Origin of the sequence: Pseudomonas sp. URIL14HWK12:I6 (assembly GCF_000514195.1) — a bacterium.
GTDB classification, from domain to species: Bacteria; Pseudomonadota; Gammaproteobacteria; order Pseudomonadales; family Pseudomonadaceae; genus Aquipseudomonas; species Aquipseudomonas putida_A.
This window is the reverse complement of record NZ_KI911359.1, coordinates 162,989-178,385: the sequence shown is the minus strand read 5'-3', so window position 1 is coordinate 178,385 and position 15,397 is coordinate 162,989. Positions and strand designations below refer to the sequence as shown.

General features: G+C 54.9%; 11 protein-coding genes. 2 read left to right on the top strand and 9 right to left on the bottom strand.

Features of this window, described 5'->3' with window-relative positions; translation table 11 throughout:
• Window positions 1-71 precede the first annotated feature (71 nt).
• Together H043_RS0127485 and H043_RS0127480 are read right to left on the bottom strand one after the other, a co-directional pair.
• Entirely contained in the window at window positions 72-1,163 is a 1,092-nt protein-coding gene (locus H043_RS0127485; protein ID WP_027614481.1) for a hypothetical protein, read from the bottom strand.
• Between the two features lie 56 nt (window positions 1,164-1,219).
• Window positions 1,220-4,168, bottom strand: coding sequence for an RICIN domain-containing protein (locus H043_RS0127480; protein WP_158248890.1), 2,949 nt, complete (start codon window positions 4,166-4,168; stop codon window positions 1,220-1,222).
• Window positions 4,169-4,391: 223 nt separating this feature from the next.
• Here H043_RS0127480 and H043_RS30160 point away from each other — a divergent pair, with 223 nt between their 5' ends.
• Window positions 4,392-8,105, top strand: coding sequence for an autotransporter domain-containing protein (locus H043_RS30160; protein ID WP_081730302.1), 3,714 nt, complete (start codon window positions 4,392-4,394; stop codon window positions 8,103-8,105).
• 647 nt (window positions 8,106-8,752) lie between these two features.
• Here the strand turns inward: H043_RS30160 and H043_RS0127470 are convergent.
• From H043_RS0127470 to H043_RS31320, 7 genes are all read right to left on the bottom strand, one after another.
• A complete protein-coding gene (locus H043_RS0127470) occupies window positions 8,753-9,355 on the bottom strand; it encodes a hypothetical protein (RefSeq protein WP_027614479.1) in 603 nt (200 codons plus the stop codon).
• A gap of 329 nt (window positions 9,356-9,684) precedes the next feature.
• On the bottom strand, window positions 9,685-10,017 hold the full coding sequence (locus H043_RS0127465) for a phage holin family protein (protein ID WP_027614478.1): 333 nt from the start codon (window positions 10,015-10,017) through the stop codon (window positions 9,685-9,687).
• 529 nt (window positions 10,018-10,546) lie between these two features.
• The gene (locus H043_RS0127460; RefSeq protein WP_027614477.1) at window positions 10,547-10,906 is read right to left on the bottom strand and encodes a hypothetical protein; all 360 of its coding nucleotides are present in this window, start codon (window positions 10,904-10,906) and stop codon (window positions 10,547-10,549) included.
• Window positions 10,899-13,118, bottom strand: a complete 2,220-nt coding sequence (locus tag H043_RS0127455) for a VapE domain-containing protein (protein ID WP_027614476.1) — start codon at window positions 13,116-13,118, stop codon at window positions 10,899-10,901. The genes H043_RS0127460 and H043_RS0127455 overlap by 8 nt, the downstream gene beginning before the upstream one ends.
• A complete protein-coding gene (locus H043_RS0127450; protein ID WP_008080171.1) occupies window positions 13,108-13,332 on the bottom strand; it encodes a TraR/DksA family transcriptional regulator in 225 nt (74 codons plus the stop codon). The genes H043_RS0127455 and H043_RS0127450 overlap by 11 nt, the downstream gene beginning before the upstream one ends.
• The gene (locus tag H043_RS0127445) at window positions 13,325-13,843 is read right to left on the bottom strand and encodes a phage regulatory CII family protein (RefSeq protein ID WP_025112490.1); all 519 of its coding nucleotides are present in this window, start codon (window positions 13,841-13,843) and stop codon (window positions 13,325-13,327) included. Before H043_RS0127445 ends, H043_RS0127450 begins: the two co-directional genes overlap by 8 nt.
• Window positions 13,844-14,168: 325 nt before the next feature.
• The gene (locus tag H043_RS31320; RefSeq protein ID WP_081730301.1) at window positions 14,169-14,447 is read right to left on the bottom strand and encodes a YdaS family helix-turn-helix protein; all 279 of its coding nucleotides are present in this window, start codon (window positions 14,445-14,447) and stop codon (window positions 14,169-14,171) included.
• 110 nt (window positions 14,448-14,557) lie between these two features.
• Between H043_RS31320 and H043_RS30145 the strand changes: the two genes are divergently transcribed.
• Window positions 14,558-15,337, top strand: a complete 780-nt coding sequence (locus tag H043_RS30145) for a S24 family peptidase (protein WP_081730300.1) — start codon at window positions 14,558-14,560, stop codon at window positions 15,335-15,337.
• The last annotated feature ends 60 nt before the right edge of the window (window positions 15,338-15,397 follow it).

Genomic DNA, 15,397 nt, shown 5'->3' with positions numbered 1-15,397 from the left:
TTTTATCTCCCTATATAATCAACGTCTGATGTTCGTACAGTTGACTATTCAGAAATGCCATCTTGCGTATCCTAGCTTACTGGTTTTTCTCGGACGAACTGGACGGACAGCTCTCCACTGGTCCAGCGTACAGATAAAACTATTTTATTCACTATGGTGGGTTCTTGTTGATTTTCAAATAGTATTTTTCGACCGGTCGTGAAGTTTAATTTCAGTACCAATGTTGGGTAATCGGTAAGATCTTTTTGTCCGACAGATTTATTAGATTTATTAGATTTATTTTTCGTGGATACGGGGGATGGTTCTTTTATGAGGTTTTCCGCAGCGAGTACATCAGAACGGGCTTTTTGGGATGCCTTGTCGTTTTTTCGTAATAACTTATTAGGCATTGAACCGGAAAGCGCGGTGGGAGTACCGACATCCGAATCAAACAAACCAGCAGTATGAAAAGTTTCGCCAGGAATATAGAGCTCGCTAAATGCGCGCTTTGCTTTTTTGCATTGAAGCTCAATATCTCTTTTCTCTTTGGCTTCGGCGTAATTTTTTTTATAATCATCAAGAAGCAAGTGATTGGTAATTCTTATTTTAACTTTCTCTACGAACTGGGATATTAAAAACGGATAATTGTGGGCAATCCATGTTTCCCCATCAGTTGTCCCGCTCCTGTCAAGTGGCCATGCGTTGTTCGGACTTGCAATGAAAATATCCGCAATTAAAATGTCGTCTGCTAATGGCATTTCACCTTTTTGGCCGGATAATTGAGTGAACGCATCTCTGATGGCATTATTTACTGCTGATGGTGTATCGCAAATGGTATGTTTCAGCTGAATAACCTTTCCTTGGCTTTTTCCCTCCTCGTTGTATTTATTGGTTGTTGTTGTAATGTCACCGCGGTTTTTTTTGACGACCTTGTTATTAACTTTTTCAGAAAAGCCTCCTGCGAAATTTTTTTTCTTAAGATGTTTTAGGCCTTTTGCGGATTCTACGTAATACCCCATTGCTATGCCAGTTATCGAATTTTCCCAACCATTGTGTTTGTCCAACAGCCAGTCTCGTGACTTTTTGTTTGCCGGCGTTTCCGGGAGTTCCTGCGTAGAAATTAGCATTTTCTCCAGAAGGTTGAGAGCGTTTTTGGCTCCGGGGTAATAAACTGAATCTGGCATTTCACCGACTCCATTACAGAATGGCGTTCAATAAATAATGAACGCCATTCCAAATATTAGTTTCTATAGATTGCTTTGGGCGATAAGACACCGGATGCAGCATCGAAGTGAAGCCCGATGGCCAGAAGGCCCTGATTATCCGGTGACTCTATATTGGAAAGGAAGGTACTGGAAACACTCAGCTGTTGAGGCTCGTCCGATGCATCATCTGCCACAAAGGTCCAAGCACTATCCGGCTTCAATTTGTATTGAAAGCAAAGTCGCTTGCTTTTGGGCTTTACATCGAGCTTGATTGCGTGTATCGGCTCCTCGGGTAAGTATAGAAACTGAGTGTCGATACCCGTGACAGAATCGGAAGTGATTTCTAACACTTGATCATCATCCGGCTCATTATGGGTTTCATAGGCGGGCTTAGCATTTTCCCGCGAAACACCTATCGTCAGCTGAACGGCATAGCCTTCATTGATTGACCAAAAACCACCACGTTTGATGAGCTTAAGCGCAAGCGAAGTCAGATTTCCCGCGATAATTAACTCTCGCCGATCTATCATCTTCGCCCATTCATTACTTCGCTGCGAATTGGCTACTATTTGCTTGTAGCTGGTGTATCCCAGGCTCTTCCCAACTGTGACTTTCGTCCACTTCTGTTTAGAAGCTGTACCACTGACCCTCATGGCTAAAGGGTTACCAGTTTTCGCGTTGTTGGAGTCATTACCGGCCGCGATTACCAAATCCGCCAGCTCTGAATGACGTGACACGATTAGCTGGTCGTTTTGCAATGTCCATCGCTGGGCAAAATTGGGTGACTCTGGGCTCACAACCAGGGCTTTGGTTTTAAGGTCGGCTGACAATAGTAGATCCATGAAGCTCCCAGCATCCTGCGCTTTTACAGCTGAGATCAACCGTCCTTTCGCATCCAGTTGCCATATTTGATGTGCACCATTGATGTCAGGTTGTGTAACTACCGAACATTGTGAAGTCGAAAGCACAGACTCCAGGCCTTCGCCGCCATTGATCGAAAGAACCGGACCGCCGTCGGCTAGCCGAAGTTTGAACCAGAGTGGAGCAGTGTCTTCGTTAGCGGCTTTGATTAGGTTGTCGACAAAATAGAGGGGTATCTCGTCCAGTTGCCATAGTCGATCATTACGGGTGTTATCTGTTCGTGCTTTCAGTAGAATTTTATTTTCCGCTGCAGCAAGCAGTGCGTGGTTTTTCCCAATCCCGACATTGGTGATTTCACCGGAGCCTGCTGATTCCCAGATTTGGTTATCTGCTTTACCAAGCTGATGGGCGATTAGCGTATAAACGGCATCTTGGGTACCAGAGGCCTTTTCGGGAGTGATGGCGAAAGTGATATCCCCGCGGGCGCCCCACGCGCCAGCCTTACGTGTGACCAGGCTCACTATGTGGCCTTCGGCAGTCATACGCCACAGCTGTGATCGCTCTGGCGCATCTTCACTTTTTTTCCAGACGATGGCAGTTCCTTCAAGCTCGGTGTCGGATGCCAAGCTCAATAGTGCGTCGTTATTTTTGTTGCCAATCGTGAAGTAGATATCCTTGGCCAGGCAGCCTACGGAATCTCCATATTCGCCATAAAAAAGGAACCACGCGTTTTCCTCAAATAGCAGAGCGCGTTTCGTTTGAGTTTTTGCATAGCGCTTCAACATTGCCCAGCACTTGCTGGATAACTCATCCGGTAACACGTTGATGCTCGGAATCAGGTTCTCTCTTTGAACTGCTGCCCAGCGTTTGTAATCGTAAAGCGATTCGGCCCATCGAGCCGCATCTTGAACCACGATGCCTTCACCGCCGACGGCATGGAAGGTTGATGATTGCGATTCGTTGCTGGACTTGTTCTTTTCGTCCGCCTGAGTGCTTTTTTCCGCAGATGCGGACAACTGCACATCAACTGTCGGTGCGCTGAGGCTAGCTTGAACCTTCGCTGCGAAACGTTCAGTCAGGCTGGATTTATCTTCCTTTCCGTCAAATACCTTCGACTGCGTTGCGAAAAGGCGTCCTCCTACTAGGGTCCGCGTCGAGACGAAATGCCCGTAATACCCGAGCACCTTTTTCAGAGCTTTGAACTGTTCGGTGTCGTCTTCTTTGTCCATGGCAGCCTGGCATTTTTCGAAAAAGCTCTGACTGGCGCATGGTTTATGTTCGTCGAACGACAATTCGATGCGGGGTAGGAAGAAGTTGGCCGTGGTGTACGACCTCTTTCCAATCATTCCAGCACTCGATTGCTCTTGGCTGGCATAGCTGGCTGCCATCCCGACGCCGACGGTCGTCATAGCTCCGCCGGCGACTGCTAGCGAAAAGGAGAGGTTGGATATTCCGCTTTTTTGCGTTTGATGCACCGCTTCAGAAAAGGTGAATTGGTTCTCAAAATAACCGGAAAACAGCGGTTTCCTGTACAGCACTGTGGCTGGAGACAGTTCATTGTTATCGACCTGTGTCGCACTGAAGTCCGGGCGACGGAGCACTTCTCGAAAGCTGGCATCTATAGACGTCGACGGATCGAGGACGATACCGCGGTAAAAACCAACACGATCGAGTAAGTCATCACGTTGAGCCACTGTCAGGTCAAAAAAATCCTGCGCATCCTTTAGAGGAGCCAATTGCGCCTGAAGCAATGCGACCTTTTCTTGAGGAGAGAACTCGTGTCCTTCGTGCTCAAGGCTTTCCATCTTCTCGAACAGCTTCGCGCTCAAATCCGGCGTTGATGCCTCGACGGCCTTCAACAACTGCGCACGCCTGTCTTTCGCTTCTTTCCGGAACTTCTCCGCTTCGGCCTCGCTTTCTTTCTCCATCTTGCGCACATCCAAAGCATGCTTGCGCAGCAAGATACGGTCGAGTCGTTTATCGATGTCGTCAGCGGAGATAGCATCCAGATCATCCGGTTCTTTGAATCCGTTGCTCTTCCGTTGCGGCGGTTCGTTGGAGAGGGGCCTTCCTCCCTCTGGGTTTTCCGAACCTTCGCCATCTTCAAGTACGTCGTCGACCATGAGCGCTTCTCTACGGATTGAGATTTGCGACTGACAGTGCCATATTGCCATTATCAGGTTCAAGACCCTTGGTGCAATGCCTCGACGTGAATGCGAAACCCGCTTTACTAAATTTCTGCAGATTCGAGCCACATTGCCGATACACGCTGATCCCAGAATAAATTGCAGTCTGAACAGCCCCCTTCACTTGGCTGGCAATTGCGCTTGAAACAGGTTTGTCGGAATGTCCCTGACACGGAAGCTAATTTTCACTGCGGTTGCCAGAAATCTTGCGCTAACTTTGCTAGCGACGGCGTCCCTTTTTGGTTTCTCTCCATCGGTATATGCCCTCTCCGCAGGGTGTACAACCTTGAACGCCCAAAGCGGTACGACGTCTTTCTCGCGATCATTTGCTGCAGGATCTTTCGATCCTGGTGATACCTTGACTGTCTCGTTTTCGGATAACGGTTCAAACGTCGGAAATTCCAATCCCAGTTCTGCAGATTCGGTCATTCTTCGTAATCCGACGACGTTTACCGCCTACTATGATTACCGAAGCAACACCGGTAGCGGAGGTAGTCACACTGGTGGTGCGACATCCTCACAGTTGACCGGTGGCGCGTTCGTCAGCATCAAAGCTGGGACATACTTGAGTGCAGTGTCGATTTCCTGTGGGTCGGCAGTATCCAGTGACGCCACGCTTTCCAATCTCATTCCGTCGACTGGCACGTTGTCTCCATCATTTTCTCCAGGTACCACCAGTTACAGTATTTCTGTTGCTAACAGCGTTTCTTCGATTGGCTTCACGCCGATTGCCAGCAGTGGCAATGCTACGATTAATGTAGGCAGCAATACGGTTGTATCTGGTGCGGCATCTCCCACGATCGGTCTAAGTGAAGGCACAAATCCGATCAGCATTTCCGTCACAGCCCAAGACGGCACCACCACGAATCTCTATTCAGTAAGCGTCTTGCGAGCAGTCGCAGTCCCAATTTCGAATGCAGTGACGGCGACTGTCTCGGCCAACAGTTCGAATAACATTGTCACGCTGTCCAACTCAGGAGGCGCTTATACGTCGGCTGCGGTGTCCGTAAATGCGTCTCATGGCAACGCAGTAGCGACAGGTACATCGATTTATTACACACCTACAGCCGGCTATTCAGGGGTAGATAGCTTCCAGTACACCCTTAGCAATGGAGCTGGTAACTCACAGTCTGCCACGGTGACAGTTACAGTGACGGCGCCACTGTTAGCGCTGTCGCCGGCGGCCGGAACACTAAACTCTGGTCAGATGGGTGTTGCGTACAATCAGTTCTTCAGTGCTTCGAGCGGTACAGCACCCTACAGTTATGTGGCTACGGGAGTTCCGCCAGGTCTTATTTTTGATCCCTCCAATGGGCACCTCAGCGGCATCCCGAGCAGCAGCGGTACCTATAATTTGTCTGTTACCGCTACCGATCATTTCGGTGCCACCGGTAGTGCCAACTACACGTTGAATGTTGCTGCTGCTGCGTTACCTGTCGCCAATCCAGTCTCCGCCACCGTTTCGGCCAATACCAGTAATGCTGTTTCCGTCGCGTTGTCGGGAGGCACAGCGACATTTGTAACGGTAGCGTCTGCACCGATGCATGGCATTGCCGTGGCTAGCGGTACTTCAATCACCTATACGCCGAATGCAGGTTATTCAGGCGTCGACAGTTTTACCTATACAGCAAGCAATGGTTCTGGCACATCTGCGCCGGCAGTGGTCACTTTGACCGTCACATCGCCGACACTTGTTCTGACACCGACTTCAGGCACGTTGACGTCGGCGCAGGTCGGCGGCACTTACAGCCAATCTTTCAGCGCATCCGGCGGTTCGGCTCCCTACAGTTACGTCGGTTCGGGCCTTCCCGTAGGTATGAACCTGGACTCAATCAGTGGACTGCTCAGTGGCTCGCCTACTGGTACAGGCACTTTCAATTTGTCTGTTACGGTGACAGATAGCCATGGCGCAACCGGAAGTGCGAACTACACGTTGAATGTTGCGGCTGGAGCACTACCCGTTGCGAATCCAGTCTCAACCACCGTTGTTGCCAACAGCAGCGGCGCGGTCGCATTGTCGATCAGTGGTGGGACGGCAACTGCTGTGGCGGTAGTAACACCGCCATCACACGGTTCGACGGCAGTCAGTGGAACTTCGATTTTCTACACACCGGTAGTAGGTTTCGCCGGCACAGATAGCTTCCGATACACAGCCAGTAATGCCTCGGGGACATCACCAGCAGCGACGGTCAGCATTACTGTCGCTCCGTCAGTGCTTACAGTTTCGCCGGCGGGGTCGGAGTTACCCAGTGCAACAGTTGGTGTCGCTTATTCGCAGCTCATTAGTGTTTCAGGCGGAGCCACCCCCTATCATTTTGTAGCGGCAGGCCTGCCAGCAGGGCTTATTATCGATGCATCCTCAGGCGTCATCAGTGGCATGCCGACCACCTCTGGTACGGCCAATGTTTTGGTAACAGTGAGCGATAATACGGGCACATCTGCGAAGGTTCCCTATAGCCTGACGGTGAATGGCTCGGTGCCAAGTGGCGCGGATCGTAGTACGTCTTTGTTGGCAGGTCAGTCACTAACGGTTGATCTCACCGATAACATCAGCGGCGGTCCATTTACTCAAGCCTCATTGCTTGATATCCCACCCAGAGCAATGGGACAGGTCAGTCTGAACGGTATGAACCTCACTTTTCTTGCGGCCGCTCAGGCCTCGGGAGCGACAGTGATCCATTACACGTTGAGCAACCGTTGGGGGACTTCTCAACCTATTGCGCTGAGCGTGCAGATTACCGGGCGATCCGATCCAAGCAAGGATCCAGAGGTTATCGGTATGGTCGGCGCTCAAGCACAGAGCTCCACGCGCCTTGCTCGCGCGCAGATCGACAACTTCAATGATCGGCTTGAACAGTTGCACGACGACGAAAGCCGGCGGAATAGAGGCTTCAATTTACAGTTGGGTCTACCGCAGTCCCGCCCATCTCGCACCGGAAATACCAGTGCTGCCGAGATGTATCAGGCACTGTCGTCGCTGAGCGGTAACGATGCTCCGGCAATTGAGCGGCACGCTGCAGCAGGTGAGCAGGATGGTTGGTTGGGAGACGATAACCTCGCGTTGTGGAGCGGCGGTTACGTGAATGTTAGTGATACTCATCGAGATGACGTCAAGTTCGACAGCACGATGGTGGGGGTTAGTGCGGGTGCTGACTATCGTTTCTTCGATACCTTCACCGCCGGCATCGGCTTCGGTTATGGAAGTGATTCGAGCGATATTGGTTCCCGGGATAGTCGCAGTAAGGGGCGCTCATTCAGCACCGCGTTGTATGGCAGCTTGCATCCTGGACGGATATTCGTCGACGGCTTACTCGGCTACAGCAGCTTGTCATTCGATAGTCGGCGCTACGTTACCGATAACGGAGGCCGCGCCAAGGGCAGCCGCGATGGAGATCAAATATTCGGCTCCCTGAGTTCTGGCTATGAGTTCCGGGACGAGAATTGGAAGGTCGCGCCTTATGGCCGCATGGATATTTCTTCGACCAAGCTGGACGGATTTCGCGAGAGCGGTAGCGGCATCTATGACCTGGCTTACGCGGAGCAGCGTATGACAGTGTTTTCTGGCGTTGGTGGGGTGCGCGGGCAATATGGCATACCGTTGACGCAGTCAGCCGTTACTCTGAGAGGTCGAGTCGAATACAGCCATACGTTTAGCGGCGATAGTACTGCACGTGTTGGCTATGCCGATGTCAGCGATTCTACCTATGCCATCTCAACGGTAGGGCAGAGCGAGAACATCATGACGGTGGCGCTGGGATTAGACTTCCTTCTGTCATCGGGCGTGAGTACTGGACTGACGTACCAGGGCTCATATGGACTCGGCGATGACTCAAGATCGAATGCGTTGATGTTTCGGGTCGGCAGCCGTTTCTAACCGCCGACCCAAGCGTCCTGCACACCCCATTACTCGCAGCCCGGCCATCTCTCCAGACAAATTATGTTTTTTTGCATAATTGCGCATAAAGCTAGTCTTTTAGATTTTGCCCGCCCGTTCACCAACCGGATCTCAAAGATCTAACCACATCAAGCGACGCTTTCATTGGCGAGCATGCTAATGCTTCATAGCGTGCTTGCCTCTGTTTCTTTGGCCCCACACTGAGGGTAGAACTGGGGGCCTTGGGCATTATCGCGACTACAAGGCCGCTCGTTGCCGGGCCTCTTCTCGTGCCTGAAGCTGCAACTGAAGCTGGGCTTGAATCTCGGTGTAGAGCTGAGCCTGCTCGTTATCACGGTCGGCTAAGTAACATCACTCAGGAGGATTGTGATCTGATAGACGACTTGATGACACGATACTCTGTGTATGAGCATTCTCAGGCAGACGATCTTCCAGCGGTCCCCCCCGAACTCGCCCAACTCGAAACAGATGTGCGATCGCTTGCGGACTGGATAGAGGGGTACTCGAAGCGAGTGGCCTGACCCACATTGAAACGCCGACTGCTTGTTACCTGTAGCGGTCGCTAGTGAGCGTCCGCTTTTGGCCGAAAGCGGACCATTTGGCTCACCCTGTGAACTCCTCTCGCCTTAGCACTCGTCCGATAAAAGTCCAAAGTCGTCGCTGGACACTTGAGCTGCTTCATTAAGCCGTTGACGTAGCGCAGCGGTCAGCTCCCGCTCCACTTCCCACGGGTCCGATAGCGCAGCAAGTTGAGGCGCCAACTGTGGCGACAGGCTCATCAGGGACTGATTGAGCGAACGCGCCGTTTCATAAGCGGCCTTCTGCACGAAGCTGACTTCCACCAGTTCACCTTGGGCCTTGCGAAACTCCATCTCCGCCATCCGCGCCAAGTAGTGCTCGCGATGCGCTCGTGCTTTCTGAAAGTCCGGGGACTGCCCTTGCGCGGGATCAGCGGGCGGCGGCGCAGCCATGTTAGTCGGCTCGGATTGTGCAGCGACGTGGCTGTACACATCACGCTGAATCCGCTCCTGTTGATGGCGAGCAGCGACGGCAGCCTTGCTCGGGTCGGCGGTATCGCGGATCAACGCTTCAGTGGCCAGCACGTCGACCTGCTTGCCATTGGGAGACAGGACCAGTCGGCCGTTTTCCTTAAGCCAGGTGATGTAACTCGGTGACCGGCCGATGTGCGCAGCGAAGGCGCTCTTGGATAGGTAGGTGGCTACGGTCATAAGCCCTCCTTTTCAGCGGCTTTTCAATGAATCCTTTCAAGATTTCAGTGGATTGAAATTTCAGTAAGCTGGCGGGCCTCCCACTAACAAGATCCCGCGGGTTTCCGACCCCGTGTCCTTTGAAAGTCCCCAGGGTCCCCGGCGGGTTTCTGCCGGGTCCGGCCGGTCGAGCCAGCATCCGAGTGCCATGCCCTGCCCCAATTCCGTTGGAAAGACGGACATCCCTGCAACCATTTCAGCTAGAGAGATTCCGCGAGTTCGATAACCCGTGTAGGGGGCGGCCCTTGGGGAGGACCCGTGAAATCTGCGCCCTACCCGGCCCGCCCGGCTCATGCTTTCGGCTCGGCCTCGCTCAGGTCCAGCCGCTTGGCCACCCAGCGCTCGTACAAGCCGATGGCGACATCGGCGCCGGCCATCGCGGTCAGGCAACCCAGGGCGCCCGCTGTCCAGATCGACAGGCCCGCACCGAACAGCAACATCATCGCCGACACGCCGCACACGATGCAGGCACCGGAGCGAAGTACTAGCCGGCGCAGTAACGCCCAACCTCGTGCCCCGTCCTTGTCGGCGCGCCACATCTCGCCGGACACACCGCCAACCAGGGAAAGAGCAATCACCAACCAGATCGGCATCTCTGCCAGTGCCTGTTGCTCGTTCGTCATTGCCCTGCCCCTTAAACAAAAAGACCCGGCGCAATGGTCGGGTCAGGTGGTGGGTGGCCTGCCGCGCTTTGCGGTCGCACCCATCGAAGATGGCCCCTTTTTACAGGTCGATTCTGGTGGCAGCAAGACCGTTTTAATGCCACCCGGTGAATGTGTGGGTGACACCCGGTGAACGGCTGGCGAATGTCGGTGAATATCTGTCCCGGCTGTCTTTTGCTTTTCTGGCGTCCCATGCGTCCCACCTCTTTAAAACGAGGTGGGACGTCTGAAAGCCCCGCAGATTGGGGCTCTGCCCCACCGTCCTACTTTTATCTCTCTTTTCTCGTGTATAGAAAGAAATTTAAAAAGCACGCGTGCGCGTAAACGCGCGTACCTGTACCCGCTACGCACACACGGGCGGGAGGCATGAAAAAGGTGGGACGGTGGGACAGCCCAACAACGACGCGGCCTGCGCCCGTCCCACCACCGCAAAAAGCGGTGGGACGGAGGCAGGCCAGTGGGACGGCATGAGCCAGAGAGATGCCCACGATCAAGCCGCTTCCCCCAGGAGGAAGTGCTCGACCACGATGTGGGCGTCGTGCAGGCGCTGGTAGTAGACGTTGCGCGTGCAGCCACTGCGGGTCAGACGTGCGGCTAAGGGCGCGTCAGGCTGGAAGTAATGCACCTTGACCACGGTCATCAGCTCGGGGTCGAGGCGTTTCTTGACGATGCGCTCAATGTCCAGCGAGGCTTCCAGCGGCACCCGGCTCCCGCGCCGGCCGCGCACCAGTTGACCACCGCTCTCCATCATCATGGCGACCATGTTGCCGCCCGAATAACCGGCGGCCACTTCGTCGCTGTGCAGCTCCTGGGCCCATTGTTTGAGGGCCATATCGATCGCTTTAATCATCGAAGCACGGCTCCTCGAATTCTTCCTTCTGAAGTGCAGGCGCCCTGCCCCAGTGCTCGGGTTTCTTGTACGCCCATGGCCGCTGACCGCTCTTGTTCAAAGCCCCCAGACGGAACCGTCGCCACCCCAGTCGATGCAGAATCGCACCGACGCGCATCTGCTCGGGTTTGCCCCAATGACCGGGATCGAGCTTGAGCGCCTGACTCATCACCTCACTGCCGGTGGTGGTCTCGCCAATCTGCGACTCTTCGAGCCAGTTCAGAATCGGTGTTTCCCATTCGTCCACCACAAAGCGTTCGTCCTGCTCCTCGCTGAACATCGGTGCTTCCTCTCGTGTCACCCACCAGAGATCGCCGGCCTCGAAGCAGAACACCGCTTCGGCCCACAGCTGGTCGCGGATCTCGCGCAGCAACGGCACATCGACCTTGGTACAGGCCACCGGCCAATAACGCCGGTTGCCGGTGGCGTCCTTGAGGTACTCGTCCTGGTTGGTGGTCCCGACGAAAACACACTGGCGTGGCACGTCCAACGTTCTGCGGCCATAGCTTTCGCGGTAGGTGTCGGTCGACGCCGAGAAGAACTGCTTGGCCTTGGTGCTCTCGGCCTTGTTGAAGCTGTCCAGTTCGCCCAGCTCGACAATCCACTTGCCACGAATCGCCTGAAAGCCGTCCTTGTCGCCGAGGGCAAACGGCGTGTCCATGAACCACTCGCCACCGAGCACGCTCATCGCGGTCGACTTACCGGCGCCTTGTACGCCTTCGAGGATCATCACCGAGTCCGCCTTGCAGCCCGGCTTCATCACCCGCGCCACGGCGGAGATCATCCAGCGCTTGCCGACCTTGGAGGTGTAATCCGTTGCCTTCACCCCCATCACATCCGTCAACCAACGCTCCAGGCGCGGCACACGATCCCATTCGAGTTTTTTCAGGTACTCGCGCACCGGGTGAAAGGCGTGGTCGTGGGCCACGACACTCACCGCCTCGATCACGTGCGACGACTTCACGCGCAGGTTGTACTGCTGCGCGAGCCACTTCATCACCCGCACGTCGTCGATGTCGGCCCACTCGCCGGTACCACCCCCATAAGGAGCAGCCCGCAGCTTGACGATCTTCGAGCTGAAGGCGCAGTAGCTGATCACCCCGGCCCAGCGTTCGTCATGCGCGAGGATCAGTTCGACGTTCTGCATGTGCGCGATCAGGGCCCCGCTCTCGCTGCGAGCCAGCTGATCTTTCCAGCCACCGGCGGCCGGTGGACGCACAACCGCGAGCACTTGTCGGCGAACCGCATCCAAACCTTCGGCGACGTGCAGGTCGTTGAAGTCGGTCCACTTGTCGTGGCGCTCGAGCGCGAAGGTCGGCGCAACCACCTGGGCACCGACAATCAGCGCGGCGTTGCCGGCCTTCTCTTCGCCGGGGTTCCACGCATCACCGTTGGGCTTGGTGGTCTTCCAGTCATCGTCGCGGCAGATGATCAGCGGGCATCCGGCAAAACGCTCACGCATGGCTTTGCACACCGCGAGCAGGTTGCCCGCATCGAAGGCCACCGCCACAGTGAGCGAGGTCGCCATGTGCAGGCTGGCGCCGGTGGCGTAACCCTCACACACCAGCACCGGTTCACCCGGCTCCGGGTGCGGACCGAGCAGGTGAAAGGTGCCCTCCTTCGCCATGCCGTAAGGCCAGTAGGATTTGTCGCGGCCAGTGTCTTCCTGCTTGCTGGGGAAGATCACCTGCAGGCCCATGATTTGATCACGGGCATTTTTCATCGGGACCAGCACGGCGCCGGTGCGCGGCGCGTAACGCACATTGATCCCGACGATCTGTTTGCGGTCCAGGTAGTCGCTGCGTCCGGTGGTCGGCATGCGCTCGAACAAACCCTGCGCCCTTTTCGCCGCCCGCCGCGCAGCGTTGTTCGCGATTTCGGCGGCACGGCGCTTGGCTTCCTCCTGGCGAGCGCGCATCACTTCGCGCTCTTCCGGCGACATGCGCCCGGCCTTGACCTTGATCTTCTGCGTCTCGCCCGAACGCCAATCACCGAAGGCGCCGAAGATCAGCGTGTCGCCCTTCTCCGTGCGCTGCTCGTGAACCACGTACCAGCCGTTCTTTTCCTTGCCCTTGTCCTGCGCTGTCTTGCAGCGGGTCAGCTTGCCGAACACCAGCGGTTGCGCTGGCTCCAGACCGTAGTCGGCGAATTGGCCCAATACCTCATCGAGCATGCTGAATCCCCCGCTCAGACAGGGACTGGCAGCTGATGCACTGCGAGCAACCCGGTTGGGCCAGTCGGCGTGCTTCCGGAATCGGATCGTCACAGGCTTCACAGAACAGCAAGGAATGGGCAGCACTCTCGGCCTTGGCAGCGCTGCGCGCTGCCATGGCCTGATCGATGCGTTCCTGCACCAGATCGTTGGCGAAATCGGCGATGTCAGCCACGGTCGGCACCTCGCGTCGTCTGGTTGACGTAGGTGGCGCGGTTGAACAACCCGAGCAGCCCTTGAATGCCGCGGAACACCTGCAGGCGAATCGCCGCCAGTTCCTGATCAGTCACCACACCGTCGCCAATGCTCTTGGCCCAGGTCTCGGCCAGATCGGCGACCTGACGGAAGTATTCGGCGATACCCGTGGTCAGGGTCTCGGGCATGTCGTTGGTGTAGGTGTCGGCTAGCTCCTGCCAGATCGTATCGCCGACCAGCGCATGCACCGCATCCAGAATGCGGCGATCCTTGGTCAGTTCGAGGATTTCGCCAAACTCCTGAATGTTGATGGAGTGGCTCGGATGGGTTGGCGACAGCTTGTGCTGCAGCGTGGTCGGGTTACGACCGGTCGTGGCAGCGATGGCAGCAGCGCCGCCTGGGTATTCGCGAGCGGCGTGGTACAGCGCTAAATCGAGCGGCAGGATTTCCCGCTGCGCCCGTTCCAGAGAACTGAGAGCGATTCGGCTCATGGCATTAATCCTAAAAGTTGCCAGTGCCATGCGACAGATGTTGGTGATACATTTGCCGCGTGGTCTGGAGAGGCCCAAACGCCGGTAACCCTTGCAGGGGACAACCGGCACCGTGCCGGGGCGAACAATCCGTTGTTCCCCCCTGGCGCAACAGCTGCCAGCTCTGTGGTAAGAACGGCAGCAACACCAAGGCTTCCGAGCCTTGGAAACGCGATGGAGGTCGGCGGCATGTGGTGTGCGCACCTACCGACATCGCGCCCCGGCAGCATGTGATGATGCTAACGGGAGGAACTGGGCGGCCCTTGGGTCGCCTTTTTTCTAGGTTTTATGCAGCGACAGCGGAAATAGCTGGAGCTGGAGCTGGAGCTGGAAAAAGATCAGGTAAATCAGGACGCAATTCGTGGGGTAACACTTTTCCTTCCGATGCCTTAGCAACCGAATGCACACGTTCGGTGGGAACCCGCCCCGCCCTGACCCATTTCCAGACATGCGGTTGCTTGACGTTGCAGCGGCGAGCAAGCTCTGACTGGTTGTTACCGCAAATCTTGATGACCTTTTCTAAGGCCTGCCGACATAGCTCGGCGTCTTTAACGCAGTAAGTCACTGATTAAGCTCTCCCTGATGAACGACGAAGCGAATCTACAACCTTCGTAATAGACAAGTCAACACCCAATAGTTTAGGACGCCCTATAACCGAGGTCGTAGAATTACCCCATGAAATACTTACCGATCGATCTCCTCCCCACGCTCTCCGATCGGCTGAAATATGCCATGGAGCAACTCAACCTCAGTCAAACTGATGTGGCGAAGCTTTCGGGATGCTCTCAAGCGACGATTTTCAAAATCGTAGATGGCCAAACACGAGAAAGCCGCAAAACAGGCGCTATAGCTCGCGGACTTAACCTTTCGTTACCGTGGCTTGAGAATGGCGATATGCCAGCCAGCATAGTGCCCATCACTCGTCGTCAGGAAAAATCACCCCCGCCTCTTATTCTTGAACCGGTATCCGCGTGGGATAACGACACCCCCTTGAATGATGACGAGGTGGAGATACCACTTTTTAAGCAAGTTGAGATTTCAGCTGGGGCAGGGAGAACAGCTGTTCAGGCTGAATATGGCCGTGTGCTTCGTTTTTCCCTTGCAACACTTCGGCAGTGCGGCGTCCACCCTGCTAATGCGTTATGTGCGCCAGTCACAGGTAGGAGCCAGGAACCGTTAATCCTTCACGGTGCGACGGTCGGAATAGACCGCGGCATGACCAAAATCATTTCTGACCATCTCTATGCCATTGAGCAAGAGGGCGCGCTGAGGATTAAATTCCTGGAACGTTTGGAGGGTGGTGGACTGAAGCTCGTGAGCTATAACAGAGCTGAACATCCAGATGAATCCTATACATTTGACCAGTTTGTAGAGCAGCAAATGAAAGTTTTAGGTCGAGTATTTTGGTGGTCGACAATCCGCCCCGTGAATGCTCCTCCTCTTCCAAGAAATTGAAGATCTAAAACCAAAGTAATTGCATCATGCTAACACCTAGGTTATTTTCGCCTCACTCTC